Genomic DNA, 16693 nt, shown 5'->3' on the forward strand with positions numbered 1-16693 from the left:
GGACACAGATATGGAAACAGAGAAGCGGCTGATGAGCGTAATCAATGCAGTAAAAGTCTTGAACTCTACCAGAGATCTGCCGGAAGTGCTGCATCAGCTGATTAAAGAAGTGCTGAACGTGATCGGCGGTGCCAACGCGGCCGTTCTGTTTTTGTATGAAAGTCGTTCGAATACGCTGTATGCCCAAAGTGCCATCGGATTTGATATGGAGCAGCTCAGGCATGTCCGCCTCGCACCGGGGGAAGGAATGAGCGGAAAGACATTCGTGTCCCAAAAGGGAAATATTTTCTCTTCGCTCGATCATACAGTGGAAGGAATGAAAAATCTCACCGGCAATTCGGAACACTATTATGCCCGTTCCCTGGGGGAAATGGCTTATCCGGTGAGTGCGATCTGCGTGCCGATTATGTCCGCGGAGGACAAATGCCTCGGTGTACTGACGGTCGATATATTTGAAAAAGACCGGCAGTTTGATCAATCAGATCTGCAGCTGCTTGAAACCTTTGCCGGCCAGGCTTCCATCGCTGTTGAAAATGCACGGCTTTTTTCACAGAATAAACGGACAAAACTTGTTCATGAAGAGCTCTCCAAAGTCTCTTTGGCCAAAGGAGGGCTCAGTGATATTACGAAAGCGCTGGCGGGGCTCATTCAGGAGAAAGTCGTGGTGTTTAATGAACGGACCGACGTGCTGGCGGTGTCGGATAAAGACGCGGCAGAAAAAGGGGAAGCTCTTAAAATAGAAGCCGGGCCGCTGTTAAAATATGCGATCAGCAGAAAAAGTACTTCTACGAACGAGGCGCTGCTGAACGGTGATCCCTATCTGACGTATTTTCTGCCTATACAGGCGGACGGACTTGTTCTCGGCCTGCTTGCTATTATTGTAGAAAAGGAGACGGTGTTTGACCCGCTCGATCAGTTTGCTATTGAACAGGCGATTACGATATTTGCGATGGAAATGAACCGCCGGGATCGTTTTCTTGCAGAAGACTTCCATTATTCCGGGGCCGTGCTCGAACAGCTGATTCACGCGCCTTACAATGAGCTTTCCTCCGACGCCCTGACGCGGCTGAATTTCCCGGAGCATGACCGCCATCATTACGCTGTAGTGCATCTGTATGTCAGAGACCCGCTGCTTCCTTTTCAGGAAGTAGGAGAAAAGAAAAAGCAGCTCATGCGCGTTATTTATAGAGAAATGGAAAGCTTTCCGTTTAAAACGCTCGTGTATGAACGAAATATGGAAGTAACATTTATGTTCACCGTATCCTCCTCTTCTTCGGAACAAAGCGTTTTTGATACGCTGGAGCCGCTGTTTACTTCAATTATCCATTACGGCGGACAGGAGTGTGAGCTGAAAAGCCTCGCCGGCTTCGGACAAGTGGTGGATAAACTGCAGAATGTTCATTTATCCTATCAAGACGCCAAACGCTGCGTGCAGTATCTGCAGACAGGAGAAGGAAGCCGGGCTCTTATGACATACCGGCAGCTTGGGCCGTACCGTTTGTTTTTAAAAATGGAGCGGGGGGAGCTTCAGGATTACGCTGATGAAGTACTCGGACGGGTAGCCGCACACGACAGAAAACACGAAACCGAGCTTCTGAAAACGCTCAAAGTGTATGTGGAATCCAATCAAAATATGGCGGCTAGTGCGAAGAAGCTGTATGTGCATGTGAATACCATTAAGTACCGCCTGCATTCGATATATCAGCTGCTGCAGACGGATAAGCTGGACGGCCGGGAGCTGTTTGAGCTGCAGCTGGGGCTTCATATTCTTGAATACTTGAATACAAAATAACTAGTTGGAGGTAATCGACAAACAATCACCCAAATGTTTGTTGGTTACCTCTATTTAATATTTGTTTGAATTATCTTATAGTTTTAACATTCAGACTTATTAAGGGAGGAATCGACATGGAGCCAATTTTTATAGCAGTCATCTTAGTCGCCATTATTGCTCTGGGAGAAGTGCTTTCTTTATCTTCCCGAGCGAAAATTCCCACGCTTCTTGTGGTGGTCGCTTCTGTTTTTATTCTGCTTCAGACAGGTATCCTGCCGGAATCATACATAGAGGCATCGAATCTGGTAGCGTTCGGCGGTATGCTCGTGCCTGTTCTTATCGTTCATTTAGGCACGATGATTCCCCTGGCCGTCATTATTAAACAGTACAAGGCTGTATCGATCACGCTGATCGGTCTTATTATATCAGTGGCGGCGATGCTTGCCATTATTACGCCGCTGTTTGGATATGGCACGGCAGTAGCTGGAGCCGGACCGCTGACAGGCGGTATTATTGCTTATATTGTTACATCGGAAGGACTGGCAGAAGCGGGACTTATTACGCTGGCTGCTATACCGGTTGTTGTGTTTACACTGCAAAATCTGGTCGGTATGCCGCTGACGTCGATTCTGCTGAGTAAATACGCCCATACCATCCGGGAGGACATTTATAATGAAGAGTATATGACAGAAGGAGACGAAGCTCTGAAGGAAAGCGCCCTTTCCACAGATGAGCCGAAAAAAATGCTGTTTCCGGAGAAGTATATGAAAAGCAATTTCTTCCTGTTGTTTCTGCTGTTTATCGGTGGAGCCCTGGCTGTTTGCCTGGACGGTTTAACCGGAGTCAATAACAGTATTTGGGCCCTTGCCATAGGTATTACGGGAGCGGCTCTTCGTTTTTATCCGGAGCGTACGATGGATAAAGCAAACAGTTCAGGAATTACGATGGTTGCGTTAATTGTCGTCGTCGTGAACTCGCTTGTCGGGGTCACGTGGGATCAGGTCGTTTCGTCTCTGCTGCCGGTTTTCTGCATCATCCTGATCGGTACAACCGGTCTGGTGCTGGGGGCTGTAATCGGCGGTAAATTGTTTAAGTGGAAGCCGACCAAGTCGATTCCTGTTGTCCTGACGGCTCTTTATGGATTTCCGGGTGATTATTTAATTGTAGAAGAAGTCAGCCGCAGTGTCGGACGCAATGAGGCGGAGCAGAAGCGGATCATGAGCGAGCTCGTCGCCCCGATGCTTATTGGAGGATTTACCTCTGTAACAGTAGGTTCTATCGTTATTGCAAGTATTCTTATTCAGACGATATAAAGGAGTGGATCTGACATGAGCTTTACTATTATTAAAAATGGAACGCTGATCGATGGGACAGGGACTGCCCCTATCGAGAATATTTCGGTGTTGATTAAAGATAACCGTATCGAAAAAATAGGCACAGACTTACAGGTACCGGAAGATGCCGAAGTTATTGATGCAGGCGGTAAGTATATTCTTCCCGGCCTGATTGATACCCATGTGCATATGGCCCTGCAGATTAAAAACGTCCAGGATTCGATTTTAACTCCATTTTCCTACCGTTTTTATGAAAGCATCCATTATTTAAAACGCACGCTCAACACAGGCATTACCTCCGTCCGTGATGCAGGTTTTGCAGACGTAGGGATGAAAAAGGCCGTTGAGGGCGGTCTTGTAGAAGGACCGCGCATGCAGGTGAGCATCAATCCGCTCACTATTACCGGCGGACACGGCGACAATTGGAACCATTCCGGCGTGGATACGACGCCGCAGACATATCCCGGTATGCCAAATGGCATTTGTGATGGAAAAGAAGAAGTACGCAAAACGGTCCGGGAAATGCTTCGCGCCGGAGCGGACGTTATTAAAGTGCACGCCACCGGGGGTGTGACGAGTCCGACCGATCATCCGGAATTCACGCAGTTTTCCCGCGAAGAGCTGGAGGTAATGGTAGAGGAAGCTAAGTTCCGCAAAGGAGTCAAAGTGATGGCCCACGCCCAGGGGGCGGAAGGAATTAAAAATGCGATCCGGGCCGGAATCTATTCGATTGAGCACGGCATTTATATTGATGATGAAGTCATCGAGCTGATGCTCGAGAACGGTACGTTCCTTGTGCCGACGCTGCTTGCGCCGCTGTCGGTTCTAGAAGCGGGGGAAACCGATGATTCCATGGCCCCTTATGCGGTGGAAAAATCAAAGCAGGTGTTCGAAACCCACAAAGCAAGTATCGCCAAAGCCTATAAAGCAGGCGTCAAAATTGCGATGGGAACGGATGCCGGGGTTATGGCGCATGGAACAAATCTGCGTGAGCTCGGGCTTATGTGCGATATCGGCATGACAGAAATGGAAGCTGTTGTGGCTACTACAAAGACCGCGGCCGAATGTCTTGGCTGGGAAAAAGAGCTGGGTACGATAGAAACGGGCAAGATTGCGGATGTGATTCTCAGCAGAACGAACCCGCTCGAGAATATCCGCTCGCTGGAACAAAGCGAAACGATCTGCTTTGTAATGAAAGACGGAAAGATTTACAAAAACCAAAAGTAGCAGGTGAGCACATGCAGACAGATAACTGGGATTTATATAAAAAACTGCTCAACGACTACAGCATGGAATATTCCTACGATGGCATCAGCGGAGAAAGGCTGGCCTCCCGTCTGCACGCTCTTTCTGAAATCGGGCTGACCGAAAGCGGGGGCAGCCGGCGCCTCGGCTTTTCCAAAGAGGAAAGGCAGGCAAAGGACCTGGTGATCAGCTGGATGAAAAAAGCAGATCTTGCTGTGTCGGAGGACAGTGCCGGTAATGTATTCGGACGTCTGGAAGGCAGGGAGCCTGACCTTCCCGCGCTTTTGAGCGGATCTCACGTAGACAGCGTTCCGGAGGGCGGGCACTTTGACGGGCCGCTCGGCGTCCTGTCGGCGCTCGAGGTGGCAGAGGCATGGAAAGAGATGGGATATCAGCCAAAACGAAGCTATGAAGTGGTGATTTTTACAGATGAAGAAGGAGCACGTTTTAATAATGGTTTAACCGGAAGCCGGGCCATGACCGGCGAAATTGATCCATCTATTCAAAGCGGGCTTACCGATCAGGAAGGAAGAGAGTTTGCGGAGGTTCTGGCAGATACAGGTCTGACGGAGGAAGGTTTTTATAAGGCAGAACGAAACCTTTCCGAAATTGCGGCTTTTGTAGAAGTGCATATTGAACAAGGCGTCCGCCTGGAGCAGGAAAATCTTCCTGTCGGAATTGTCTCCGGGATCGCCGGGCCGAGCTGGCTGGAAGTTGTCTTTACGGGAAGTGCCGGGCATGCTGGTAATACCCCCATGGGGGAGCGCCGGGATGCTCTTGTCGCTGCCGGCGAATTTGTGAGGAATGTGCCGGATATACCGGTCAGCGTAAGCGGCACGGCGGTAGCCACAGTAGGGAAACTGAAGGTATTTCCAAACGGAGCGAACGTCATACCAGGCCGGGTGGAGATGGTTGTTGATATCCGTGACATTGAGGAGGAAACAAGAGACGAAGTCGTCCGGCGCATCATGAAGGCAGCTGAGAAAGCGGCAGCTCTTTATAATATTGAATGCACGCAGCAGCAGACGTTAAAGGTGAAGCCGGTGCCGATTGCCGAAAATTTAAAATATCTGCTGCGAGGAGCGTTGGAATCGCGCCGGCTGCGGCCGGTGGAAATGCCAAGCGGAGCCGGGCATGATGCTATGATCGTCGGGCATCATCTGCCTGCGGCCATGCTGTTTGTCCGAAGCAAAGACGGCATCAGCCACAATCCGGCGGAATGGACTTCGTTAAACGACGGGGTACAGGGCGTGCATGTATTGAAAAAGTATATCGAATCGATGGATCAATAAAAAAACTCCGCAGCCTTTTTGGGCCGCGGAGTTTTTAAAACAGATGAGAATACTATTTTATTTCTTAATGGTATAGTTTAGTCACGCCTTGGGCTTCTCTTAGTTTATCGGGTGTAACGTCATTTCCAAGCGGATCTTTCACCGTTGTCTGAAGCAGGGTTGCATCGCAGGCGCCCCGGACGGCCTGAAGGTACTCTTCACGAAGCTGCCTCTGCTCGGCTTTTTCTTCCGCGCTGAGTCCCGTCCTTTTGGATTTGTTGGCTAGTTCGTTAATTCTCGGTAAAACAGCAATCATGTGAATTCCCCTTCCTTTTTGTTTATACCCTTACTGGGTATATGTTTATTATAATAGATAAATCCATAAAATGCAATACATAGGAAGCAGAGGAGATTTTTGCTATACTATCCGTAATAAAACAAAGGAGGCAGGCAGATGGAAACAGTAGCAAAAGAAAATATGTTTTACAGCTTCTCCAAAGACAGGGAAGCAGCTGTAACGGTTCCTTCCGGCACGACGCTCACTCTGGAAACATATGATTGTTTTGAAAATCAGGTAACAGAAGAAGGAGACAATTACGGAGAGATCGACTGGGACCGGATTAACCCGGCTACAGGACCGGTTTACATAGAAGAGGCGGAGCCGGGTGACTGCCTCAAGGTGACGATTAATAAAATCGAGCTCGCAGACTACGGCATGATGGCAGTAGGTAAAGGGCTCGGCGTCATGAAAGAGGAAATGGAGGACCTTATATTTAAAAAGATACCCCTCCAGCAGAATAAAGGTGATTTCGGCTACGGCATCTCCCTGGATCTGAACCCAATGATCGGTGTGATCGGCGTTGCCCCTGAAGGCGAAGCCGTCTCCAATGGCACTCCCGGAGACCACGGCGGCAATATGGATAACAAAAAAATAGAAGAAGGAGCCGTGCTTTATTTTCCCGTATCCGCACCGGGGGCTCTTTTCGGCCTCGGGGACATGCATGCGGCTATGGGGGACGGTGAAGTCGGGGTGACCGGCATTGAAGCTGCGGGACGTGCGACGGTTACTTTTGAAGTAATTAAAAACAAACAGCTGTCCATGCCGCTTCTGGAAAACGAAACAGAGATTGGTGTGATTTCTTCGGCTGCTACGCTTGAAGAGGGGATTCACCGCGCGACTTCTTTTTTAGCCGGCCTGTTAGCCCGGGAAAGTGACATGGACAAAAACAATGCCGTCATGTTTCTAAGCGCAGCCGGCCAGGTTGAGGTATGCCAGGTAGTCGATCCACTGGTTACGGTACGGATGATGCTGCAGAAAAAAGACCTGGAACCGCTGAAAATCAGCTTTCTTTAATAGTGAAGTAAACCTGCCTGCAAAAAGGCAGGTTTTTTTATACTTTATTCAGGTTAAAATACATATATGGGAAATAATGCCGGTGATTGAAAAGGAGAACCTAATGAAGATATGGAAGATTTTATACACTATCTTTGCTGTTACAGGTGGTACTTTAATTTTACTTGATCTGGGAAATATCATTGTGCTGACGCAGAATGCTAACTTATTTCTAGGTGGATTTCTGCTTATTTTTGGATTCATATTGCAGATTATCCAGGGAAAACAAAAGGATAAGGAAGAAGATGAGGCTCACACGGAAGAAAAAATAAAGGAACGGGACCGGTATTTCGAGAATGAATACAGTGCGGAGAAAAATGAATAGAAGACTCTGGAGGGGATAGTATCGAAAGGAAGCGCGCAGTTATTACGGGAGTGAGTCATAATAACGGAATTGGAGCTGCAATATGCAGAGAGCTGGCAGCTAAAGAGATAGATATCTTTTTCGTTTACTGGCAGAGCGAAGACGGGTTTGCCGACGGATTCGAACAGGAAATGCTGGACGCAGGCGTTTCCTGCAGAAGCATGGAACTTGATCTGGCACTGCCGGATGCGGCTGAAAAACTGCTCGATGCTGTCTATACAGCATGCGGGCCTCCGGATATTCTTGTTAATAATGCTGCCTATTCTACAAGAGACGGCTACGAGAACCTTACAGCGGAAATGATCGACCGCCATTATGAAGTGAACATGCGTACAACCATGCTTTTGAGCACTATGTTTGCAAGGCGGTTCCAGGGGTCGGAAGGGCGGATTATTATCATGACTTCGGGGCAGGAACAGGGCCCTATGCCCGGGGAACTGGCATATATCGCTACGAAAGGGGCACTGTCTGCATTTACCCTCTCTTTTTCGGCAGAAGCGGCACCGCTTGGCATAACGGTTAATGCTGTAGATCCGGGTCCAACAGACAGCGGCTGGATGGACGAGCAGACGAAAGCACTGCTCGAACCTAAATTCGGGCGCGGCCGTCTTGGCAGACCGAGAGATGCAGCCCGCCTAGTAGCTTTTCTGGCCGGGGAAGAGGCTTCCTGGATTACCGGTCAGGTTATTCATTCGGAAGGAGGATTTCTTCGCAGCTGAAGAAATCCTTTTTTCTTTCAGGAAATTTTTTTCGGTGCGGAAAGTGCTTCGCCTGTCAGGCTTTTCTTGTATATACATGTTTGCCGATAAAAAAAGTGCTTGCATAAATTGTAAGCGTTTTCTATAATGAAATTTATACAAACCGAAACGTTTTGGAGGCTGAGAGAAAATGGTCACAATCAAAGATATTGCAAAAGCTGCCAACGTTTCTGTCACCACCGTTTCCAGAGCCTTGAACGGGTACGATGACGTAAATGAAAAAACGCGGCAGCGTATTAAAGACGTCGCCGAAAAAATGCAGTACAGCCCGAATATGACAGCAAGGCGCCTGGTGACGAACAAGTCAAGCACGATTGGACTGCTTACGTCCAGTTCATTTCCATCCAATCCGAAAGATACGTTTACAATGGATGTGATTTCCGGCGTAAACGAGTACGCAAGCTGCGCTGATTATGACATGATCCTGTTTCAATCCGAATTTGCGAAGCGGCAGGGAAAAACCTACCATCAGCTCTGCAGCGAACGTCAGATTGAAGGCGTTATTTCACAGGGTCTTGCCCATGATGATGCGTTCCTTCAGCAAATGGAAGAAAGCAGTGTACCATGCGTTTTCATTGATCACCCTGGAGAGAATGAAACGACGAGCTTCGTGTCTGCAGATAATGCGGCAGGCGCAAGAGAAGCGGTACGTCATTTAGTATCACTTGGGCATCGGGAGATAGCTTTCATTAACGGGGATGACGAAGCCTACATAAGTCTGGAGCGCATGAAAGGCTACAAGGAAGGTCTGCAGGAAGCAGAGATTGCTTTTAATGAAAAGAAAGTCAGGCTTGCTTACTTTAATGAAGAAGAAGCCTGCGCCAGATCGATTGAACTACTGGAGGAATTCCCTGAAATTACAGCTGTTTTCTGTTCGAGCGACCTCATGGCAATGGGTGTAATGAGGGCAGCGCAGCAGCTGGGATATGAACTTCCGGATGAATTATCCGTAGTCGGCTACGATAACCTCGTCATTTCCCAGTACACAACGCCTGCATTGACCACGGTGCATCAGAACAAATACAAAATGGGAAATACTGCTGCGGAACTTTTAATTAACCGGCTGCAGGGTAAGGAGACGAAGACGAGAGTGATTATACCAGGATCCCTACTCGTCAGAAAATCCACCTGTCCGCCAAGACGTTAAACGGGGGACAGATACAAACATAATCCGAAACGTTTTGGAAACAATGTGATAAAAAAGAAAACAGGGAGGGTTTGCGATGAAAGTATTACCTGTAGCAATGGCTGGCGTACTCGTTTTTCTTGGCGGGTGTTCCTCCGTTGCACAAAATATCGGAGGCGGCGAAGAGGAAGTAACCATTACGTATGCCCGCGGTACTGATACTACCCCGGCGACTGATGCCATGCTTGCCGCATTTGAAGAACAAAATCCCAATATTAATGTAGAAGTAAGGGAGATGCCGCCTGACAGCGGGGCAGCGCACAATCAGTATGTCACGCTTATGAGCAGCGGCAGCCCGGAGATTGATATCTTTGCGTCTGATGTGGTCTGGCCGGCTGAATTCGGGCAGGCAGGGTATGTACTGCCGCTTGACCGGTTGATTGAAAGAGACAACGTGGATCTGGATGCCCATTTTCCGGCAACGATTGAATCTGGATCGTTAAATGGCCGTCAGTATGCCCTGCCTTCTTATACAGATGCAGGTATTCTATATTACCGCACTGACATTGTAGAAGAACCTCCGGAAACCTGGGACGAGCTTGGAACGATGGCACTTGATCTGCAGGGGGAAGGCGGAACGAGCTTCGGTTTTGCTACACAGGCTTCACAGTATGAAGGACTTGTCACTACCTCAATGGAATATATCAGCGCCTACGGCGGTCAGGTTATCAACGAAAACCAGGAAGTCGTCGTTAATTCTCCGGAAGCAATTGCCGGTATTGAAAAAATGGTGGAAATGATGCAAAGCGACTATGTTCCTAACAATATTCTTAACTTTCAGGAAATCGAAACAGAAAATGCCTTTTTGGAGGGGAATACGGTCTTCGCAAGAAACTGGCCGTATATGCTTTCTACGTCTACGGATCCCGAAATATCACAGGTGCCTGATAATGTTGGTATAACCGCCCTGCCTTCAGGTCCGGAAGGAAATGCATCTTCATTAGGGGGCTGGTCGACAATGATTAATAAGAGCTCTGAACATATTGAGGAATCCTGGGAACTGGTTAAATTTTTAAGCAGTGAAGAAGGACAGAAAATTGGTGCGTTGGAAGGAGCCAGAGCTCCGACGATTGAGAGCCTTTACGAGGACGAAGAAGTAACCGCCGCCAACGAACTGTTTGCTGACCCGGTGTTCCAGGAAACTTTGGATAATGCGGTAGCACGGCCGGTAACCGGAATTTATCCGGAGGTCTCCGACATTATGCAGATTGAACTTTCAAGTGCAGCGGCAGGAACGATTACAGCAGAAGAGGCAGCTGCAAACATGGAAAGAAAAATGAAAGCAGCATTTGCCGAGTAAAGGAATAGGGGGACCTGACATGGCTAAAAAAGACAAGAAGAACAAACGACCGTTTCAGCTCAGCGAAAAACAGCTGGGCTACACAATGATTGCGCCTTCTATTATATTAATTCTGCTGGTCGTCATCTGGCCGATTATGCTCTCGGGCTGGAACAGCCTTTTTGATTACCGGCTGAATGACCCGACCCGCTCCGAGCGGATTATGTCCGAAAGCCTTAACATGGAAACGTATGCCGATAACCGCTACTTAATCGAACAATCGGTTACCGAGCTGAGTGATTTGGAGCCGGAGGCAGCGGAAGATCTTGAAGCCGCCGAAGCAACGATGAATGAATACCATGAAGCCTTGATGGAAGATGAAGCTATGCAGGAGCAGTATAACGAAGTTAACAACCGCCTGGAAAACTTTGAACCTATTTCAAGCGGACTGCTTATCGCATCGCTTGACGGCGACTGGGGAAGTGAATTTGACCAGGCACTCAGTACACATATCGATACGATCCGGTCCTATCAGGAAAATCTGGGTGAAGAGGAAGCCGTCGAATTTGGTTACATGGCGTCTCAGCTCGAAGGCCTGCAGGGGTCGGTGCTTGACTCCAATTTCGTCGGGGCCGAGAACTATGCCCAATACTTAACAAATGCAAGAACGTGGACCGCTATGGGTAATACCGTTGTTTTTACGGTTGCATCGGTCGGTTTTGAACTTATTCTCGGTTTAAGTGTCGCGATTTTGATTAACAGAGCTTTTAAGGGAAGGGGACTTGTCCGGACAGCGGTTCTGGTGCCCTGGGCTATTCCGACAGCTGTTGCTGCGATGATGTGGAGTTATTTATACGACGGGCAGTCGGGGATAGTTGCTCATTATATGGCACAGCTTGGCCTCATATCCGACCCCGGGGTTCTGCTTACAACCGCAGGCGGCTCCATGTTCTCCATTATTTTAGCGGATGTCTGGAAAACGACGCCTTATATGGCGCTGCTGCTGCTCGCCGGTCTGCAGACGATTCCAAGATCCTTGTATGAAGCCGCTGAGGTAGACGGCGCCAACAGATGGCAGCAGTTTGTAAGCGTTACGCTGCCGCTTTTGAAACCAGCCATCCTTGTTGCCCTTCTTTTCAGAACGCTGGATGCCTTCCGGGTATTTGACCTGATTTACGTTCTGACAGGCGGCGGCCCGGCCAACGCGACAGAATCCATTTCTGTTTACGCCTATAAAGCTCTGTTTGAGCAGCAGAACTTTGGTGCAGGTTCAGCCTTATCCGTTATTGTCTTTGTCAGCGTCGCCATTATCAGCGTTATTTTTGTGAAGATGATCGGTTCTGACTTATTTGCAGAACGAACCAAACGATAGAATACCGACAGAAAGGTGTGGAAGGCAGCGATGGAAAAAAAGGCAGGCATTGGTTTTTATATCTTCCTGGTTCTCTTTATTTTCCTGGTTATGTTTCCTTTTTTATGGGTGTTCCTTACTTCTGTGAAGCCGCCTAATGAAATTTTTGGAAATTTTAACTGGTTTACTCCGAATATGAACTTTGACTCTTACGTGTCTGCAATCACGACACGGCCATTGTTTCAATATATGTTAAACAGTTTTGTCGTATCGGGAGCGACTACGATTCTTTCCCTGGCATTTGCCTCTTTTACGGCCTATGCAGTAACAAGACTTCCTATTAAAGGAAAAGGGCTGATTCTGGGGCTGGTTCTTGCTTCATCCATGTTCCCGCAGATTGCTATCCTGTCGCCGATTTTTAACTTTGTGACGGATGCGGGTCTTCGCAACAGCTACCTTGGATTAATTATTCCCTACATTACGATCAGTCTTCCGCTTGCAATCTGGATTCTGGCGACGTTTTTCCAGAAGATCCCGATTGAGCTGGAAGAATCTGCTAAGCTGGACGGGGCAACGCCTTTCCAGACGTTTAGAAAAATTATTCTTCCCCTTGCTGCCCCGGGCGTATTCACAACTGGAATTCTTGTTTTTATTGCGGCATGGAATGAGTATTTATTCGCGCTTGCAATTAACACAGATGACTCCTGGAGGACGATTCCGGTAGGGATTTCCTTTTACCAGAGTGAATATACAGTACCGTGGGGAGACATTACAGCCGCAACGGTTATCGTGACAATTCCAATTGTTATTCTCGTTTTAATCTTCCAGCGCCGCATTGTGGCTGGATTAACGAGCGGATCTGTGAAAGAATAACATCATAAGAGTCAAAAAATACTAACTATTTAAAAGGGGTTTTGCATGATGGGTAAATTAAAGATTGGCATCGTTGGATGCGGAAGCATAGCCAGAGAGCGTCACATTCCGGAATATCTCGCCGGAGGAGAAGTAGAAATCGTGGCTGTCTGCGATCTGGTGGAAGAGCGGGCTCAGGAAGTAGAAACGAAATTTAACATCTCCGTTCAAACGTACACCGATTATCAGGAAATGCTGAAGCAGGAACCTTCTATTGAAGCCGTCAGCGTATGCACGCCTAACTACATGCATGCCCCTGTATCGATAGCCGCCCTCGAGGCGGGAAAACATGTTCTTTGTGAAAAGCCGATGGCGACCTCCTCGCAGGAGGCCCAGGACATGATAGAAGCCGCGGAGAAGAGCGGCACTAAGCTGATGGTTGCCCACAACCAGCGGCTTGTTCCTTCCCATGTAAAAGCAAGAGAACTGCTGGAAGAAGGAGCGCTCGGAAAAATTTACAGCTTCCGTACGGTATTTGGCCACGGCGGTCCGGAAGGCTGGAGCATAGATGGCGCCGACAGCTGGTTTTTCCGGAAGGAAGAGGCTTTTATCGGCGCTATGGGAGACCTTGGCGTTCATAAATCCGACCTGATCCAGTTTCTTTTTGATGAGCCTGTGGCAGAAGTCGGGGCATTTGTAGAAACCGTAGCAAAAGAAAATACAACGGTAGACGATAACGCTGTCTGCGTATTAAAAATGGAAAGCGGTATTGTCGGTACACTTACCGCCAGTTGGTCCTACAAGCCGTTTGAAGACAATGCCACTGTGATCTACGGAGAAAAAGGCATGCTCCGTCTGGAAGATGATCCGCAGTATTCTCTTATTGCTGTCTATACGTCAGGAGAAACGACGAGCTATGATCTTGGTGGTATCCAGACAAATGCGGCAGGCGGACAGGAAAATTCCGGAATCGTGGATGCATTTGTGGATACGGTTATTAACGAAAAACCGGTACCGATTACGGGAGCTGACGGCAAACGCGCATTGGATGTTATTCTGGCAGCACTTGAATCAAGCAGGGAAAAAACCATCACATCGGTAAGAAAGGCAGGCGTCACGCAATGAAAATAGGCGTATTCACCGTACTTTTTAATAATGATTCATTCGAAGGTATGCTGGACAAAGTAAAAGCCGCCGGTCTGGACGCGGTAGAGCTTGGCACAGGAGGTAATCCAGGAAGCGCCCACGTTGATTTGGAAGGGCTTCTCCAAAATGAAGATAAGCGTAAACAGTTTCAGGAAGCACTCGATATGCGCGGCCTGTCTGTGAGCGCCTTCAGCTGTCATTCCAATCCTATCGCGCCGGACAAGGCTTATGCGAAGGAATCAGATGATGTGTTCCGCAGAACGGTACAGCTGGCTGAAATGCTTAATGTTCCAGTTGTGAATAATTTTTCCGGAGTGGCCGGCGCCGACGACAATGCCACGCTTCCGAACTGGCCGGTTGCTCCATGGCCGCAGGAATACAGCGATATTTACAACTGGCAGTGGGAGAAAAAGCTGATTCCATATTGGAAAGAAGCAGGGGCGTATGCAAAAGACCACGGTATTAAAGTAGGCATTGAGCCGCACGGCGGTTTTCTCGTGCATACGCCGTACACCGTGCTTAAGCTCCGCGACGCTACATGTGATGCAGTCGGAGCCAACTTTGATCCGAGCCATATGTGGTGGCAGGGTATCGATCCAGTCGCAGCTATTAAAATTCTTGGAAAACAAGATGCGATTCATCACTTCCATGCAAAAGACACCCATATTGATTGGGACAATGTAAACATGTACGGTTTGACGGATATGCAGCCTTACCAGAATGTGCAGGAGCGGGCCTGGACTTTTCGTTCCGTCGGATGCGGCCACAGCCTGCAGGAATGGAGCGACATGATCAGCACGCTCCGTAAGTTCGGCTATGACCACACCGTCAGTATCGAACATGAAGATCCATTAATGAGCATTTCGGAAGGATTTCAGCGCGCCGTCGACAACCTCCGCAGCGTAAATATTGTAGAAAAACCATCCGATATGTGGTGGGCATAAAAAATAAACTCCCTTCTGCTAAAATGCAGGAGGGAGTTTATTTTTAACTATACTAATAAGAAGAAACTTGGTTCGTCAGGCATGGTTATTGTAAACTGACGCCCGCTTTTTCCGGTGTTCTTTACGGGCCGGGGCAGAATCGAAAAGCCGCTGTTCTTCTTCGGTTTCCGGAGATACGCCCGGCACGGGGATAGGATCGCCGCTTTCATTAACAGCTACCATAGTCAGAAAGGATTCGGTCGTAAGGGCAGTGGTACCGGTAGTTACATCAATGGACTGCACTTTCACATATACTTCCATGGAGGTTCTGCCGGTCGCTGTAACAAAAGCCTCCAGCTCGAGGATATTTCCAACCTTTGCCGCTGAAACGAAGTCGACGGAGTCGATAGAAGCGGTTACGACAATACTGTTTGCATGCTTCATCGCTGCAATAGCGGCGATTTCATCAATATAGGCTAATACTTTGCCGCCGAATATAGACTCCAGATGATTCGTATCCGGAGGAAGCACCAAACGGGTCTGGGTGGAACGGGAACGATTCACAGCACTAATATCGGACATATAGGTTCTCCTTTAATATATAAATGATAAATAAAGTTTATAAGAAAATAAATGAGATAGCAAACAGTGAAAAGACAAAAATATTCCAATTTAAGGTAAATATTAAAGCTTATATATTAAAAAAATAATAAAAACATTGTTAATTTGTAAATTTTATAGATTTGTTATACATATTTTTTATTACTGACACATCAGTAGTTCTGGAGATTATATAACATATTTTTTTCAACAGGTAAAAGAATAGAAGGTTAAATATTGGACAAAAGGGTAATGGTGCTTAATAGGATAATAAAAAGATGAAGGACGGTGCATTCAATTGGCTGAAAATAATAGCAGCAACAAAGTTACTTACGCATTAATGGCTGTAGGCAGCCTGGTAGGCGGAGCCCTGCCAATGGTCAGCAGAGAAACAACTAAAAGACTTCAAAAGAAAAAAGAAGACGCGAAAGAAAACATGAAAGATAAAAAGAATCCTAAAACAAAAACGGCTACAATCAAAAAAAGCGATGACGCTCAAAAGAAACCTTCCAGTAAGGATAAAGAGAATGGAGAGAAAGAAAACGTGAAAAAACCAGCAGCTAAAGCAAAAAAAGGTACAGAGGATACAAAGAAAGCCGTAAAGAAGAAATCATCCGGAGCAAAGGACAGCACGAAAAGCACGGCTAAAAAAGCAAAAAATGGAGCGGGCAAAACAGCTGAAAAAGCAAAAAAAGCAGCTCCTAAGCCGGTAAAGAAAGCCGCAGACAAAACAGAAAAGACAGCTAAAAATGTGAAAAAAGCGAAAAAAGCAAATGATGCAGCAGCATCTGCTTCAGCTCTTCCGGAAAAAGTAAAATCATCTCTTGGAACAGCTAAAAATAAAGTGGGCGGCGGCCTTGTAGCAGCAAAAGGCAAAGTCGGCGAATCTATGGTGAAGGCCGGCCAGAAAATTCAGGGAACAGAAGAAGAGGAAGAAAAAAAAGGCGGCTTTTTCAAAAAAAAAAATTAAAAAATAAAGAAAAAAAAGAAGCCGAGGAGCAGGAACGTCTGGCTTCTGAATCTGAAGAAAACGAAGAGCACGAAGTTTTCGATGAAGATACGGAATGGCTTGAGGAAGAAGAAGTAGAAGAAGAAAAGTATGATGGTTACGAAGAAGAAGACGAAGAAGACGAAGATGATGAAGTAGAAGAAGACGAAGATGATGAAGTAGAAGACGAAGATGAAGAAGACGAAGAAGACGAAGAAGACGAAGAAGA

The 16693-nt window shown here is 47.4% G+C and carries 16 protein-coding genes; 14 read left to right on the plus strand and 2 right to left on the minus strand.

What is annotated here, in order from left to right; translation table 11 throughout:
• The first annotated feature begins 10 nt into the window (after positions 1-10).
• The 4 genes from ATL39_RS02095 (at position 11) to ATL39_RS02110 (ending at position 5645) form a co-directional block, all read left to right on the plus strand.
• Complete coding sequence (locus tag ATL39_RS02095) at positions 11-1792, plus strand: helix-turn-helix domain-containing protein (protein WP_120191632.1); 1782 nt, start codon at positions 11-13, stop codon at positions 1790-1792.
• Between the two features lie 116 nt (positions 1793-1908).
• Positions 1909-3087, plus strand: coding sequence for a hypothetical protein (locus tag ATL39_RS02100; RefSeq protein WP_120191633.1), 1179 nt, complete (start codon positions 1909-1911; stop codon positions 3085-3087).
• A gap of 15 nt (positions 3088-3102) precedes the next feature.
• Entirely contained in the window at positions 3103-4335 is a 1233-nt protein-coding gene (locus tag ATL39_RS02105) for a metal-dependent hydrolase family protein (RefSeq protein ID WP_120191634.1), read from the plus strand.
• Positions 4336-4346: 11 nt separating this feature from the next.
• Entirely contained in the window at positions 4347-5645 is a 1299-nt protein-coding gene (locus ATL39_RS02110; RefSeq protein WP_120191635.1) for a Zn-dependent hydrolase, read from the plus strand.
• 64 nt (positions 5646-5709) lie between these two features.
• On the opposite strand, the gene ATL39_RS02115 is transcribed toward ATL39_RS02110, so the two are convergent.
• Positions 5710-5940, minus strand: coding sequence for a DUF896 domain-containing protein (locus tag ATL39_RS02115; RefSeq protein WP_120191636.1), 231 nt, complete (start codon positions 5938-5940; stop codon positions 5710-5712).
• A gap of 138 nt (positions 5941-6078) precedes the next feature.
• Between ATL39_RS02115 and ATL39_RS02120 the strand changes: the two genes are divergently transcribed.
• The 9 genes from ATL39_RS02120 to ATL39_RS02160 all read left to right on the plus strand — a co-directional run bounded on the left by ATL39_RS02120 (position 6079) and on the right by ATL39_RS02160 (position 14897).
• Positions 6079-6978 (plus strand): acetamidase/formamidase family protein, encoded by a 900-nt coding sequence (locus ATL39_RS02120; RefSeq protein WP_120191637.1) that lies wholly within the window; start codon positions 6079-6081, stop codon positions 6976-6978.
• A gap of 103 nt (positions 6979-7081) precedes the next feature.
• Positions 7082-7342, plus strand: a complete 261-nt coding sequence (locus ATL39_RS02125; protein ID WP_120191638.1) for a hypothetical protein — start codon at positions 7082-7084, stop codon at positions 7340-7342.
• Entirely contained in the window at positions 7339-8100 is a 762-nt protein-coding gene (locus tag ATL39_RS02130) for an SDR family oxidoreductase (protein WP_120191639.1), read from the plus strand. Before ATL39_RS02125 ends, ATL39_RS02130 begins: the two co-directional genes overlap by 4 nt.
• Before the next feature lie 169 nt (positions 8101-8269).
• Positions 8270-9286 (plus strand): LacI family DNA-binding transcriptional regulator, encoded by a 1017-nt coding sequence (locus ATL39_RS02135; RefSeq protein ID WP_120191640.1) that lies wholly within the window; start codon positions 8270-8272, stop codon positions 9284-9286.
• A gap of 76 nt (positions 9287-9362) precedes the next feature.
• Entirely contained in the window at positions 9363-10625 is a 1263-nt protein-coding gene (locus ATL39_RS02140) for an ABC transporter substrate-binding protein (protein WP_120191641.1), read from the plus strand.
• Between the two features lie 19 nt (positions 10626-10644).
• A complete protein-coding gene (locus tag ATL39_RS02145; RefSeq protein ID WP_120191642.1) occupies positions 10645-11976 on the plus strand; it encodes a carbohydrate ABC transporter permease in 1332 nt (443 codons plus the stop codon).
• A gap of 30 nt (positions 11977-12006) precedes the next feature.
• Positions 12007-12828 carry a carbohydrate ABC transporter permease gene (locus tag ATL39_RS02150; RefSeq protein WP_120191643.1) on the plus strand — a complete coding sequence of 274 codons (822 nt, stop codon included), beginning with the start codon at positions 12007-12009 and terminating at the stop codon, positions 12826-12828.
• Positions 12829-12876: 48 nt separating this feature from the next.
• Positions 12877-13932, plus strand: a complete 1056-nt coding sequence (locus tag ATL39_RS02155) for a Gfo/Idh/MocA family protein (RefSeq protein ID WP_120191644.1) — start codon at positions 12877-12879, stop codon at positions 13930-13932.
• Positions 13929-14897: a sugar phosphate isomerase/epimerase family protein gene (locus ATL39_RS02160; protein WP_120191645.1), complete on the plus strand. Its 969-nt coding sequence runs from the start codon at positions 13929-13931 to the stop codon at positions 14895-14897. Before ATL39_RS02155 ends, ATL39_RS02160 begins: the two co-directional genes overlap by 4 nt.
• 75 nt (positions 14898-14972) lie before the next feature.
• Here the strand turns inward: ATL39_RS02160 and ATL39_RS02165 are convergent, their stop codons facing one another.
• Positions 14973-15458 (minus strand): acyl-CoA thioesterase, encoded by a 486-nt coding sequence (locus ATL39_RS02165; protein WP_120191646.1) that lies wholly within the window; start codon positions 15456-15458, stop codon positions 14973-14975.
• Between the two features lie 316 nt (positions 15459-15774).
• Here ATL39_RS02165 and ATL39_RS02170 point away from each other — a divergent pair, with 316 nt between their 5' ends.
• The gene (locus ATL39_RS02170) at positions 15775-16446 is read left to right on the plus strand and encodes a hypothetical protein (RefSeq protein WP_120191647.1); all 672 of its coding nucleotides are present in this window, start codon (positions 15775-15777) and stop codon (positions 16444-16446) included.
• Positions 16447-16693: the final 247 nt, after the last annotated feature.

Origin of the sequence: Sinobaca qinghaiensis, from assembly GCF_003610495.1 — a bacterium.
Taxonomy (GTDB): domain Bacteria; phylum Bacillota; class Bacilli; order Bacillales; family Marinococcaceae; genus Sinobaca; species Sinobaca qinghaiensis.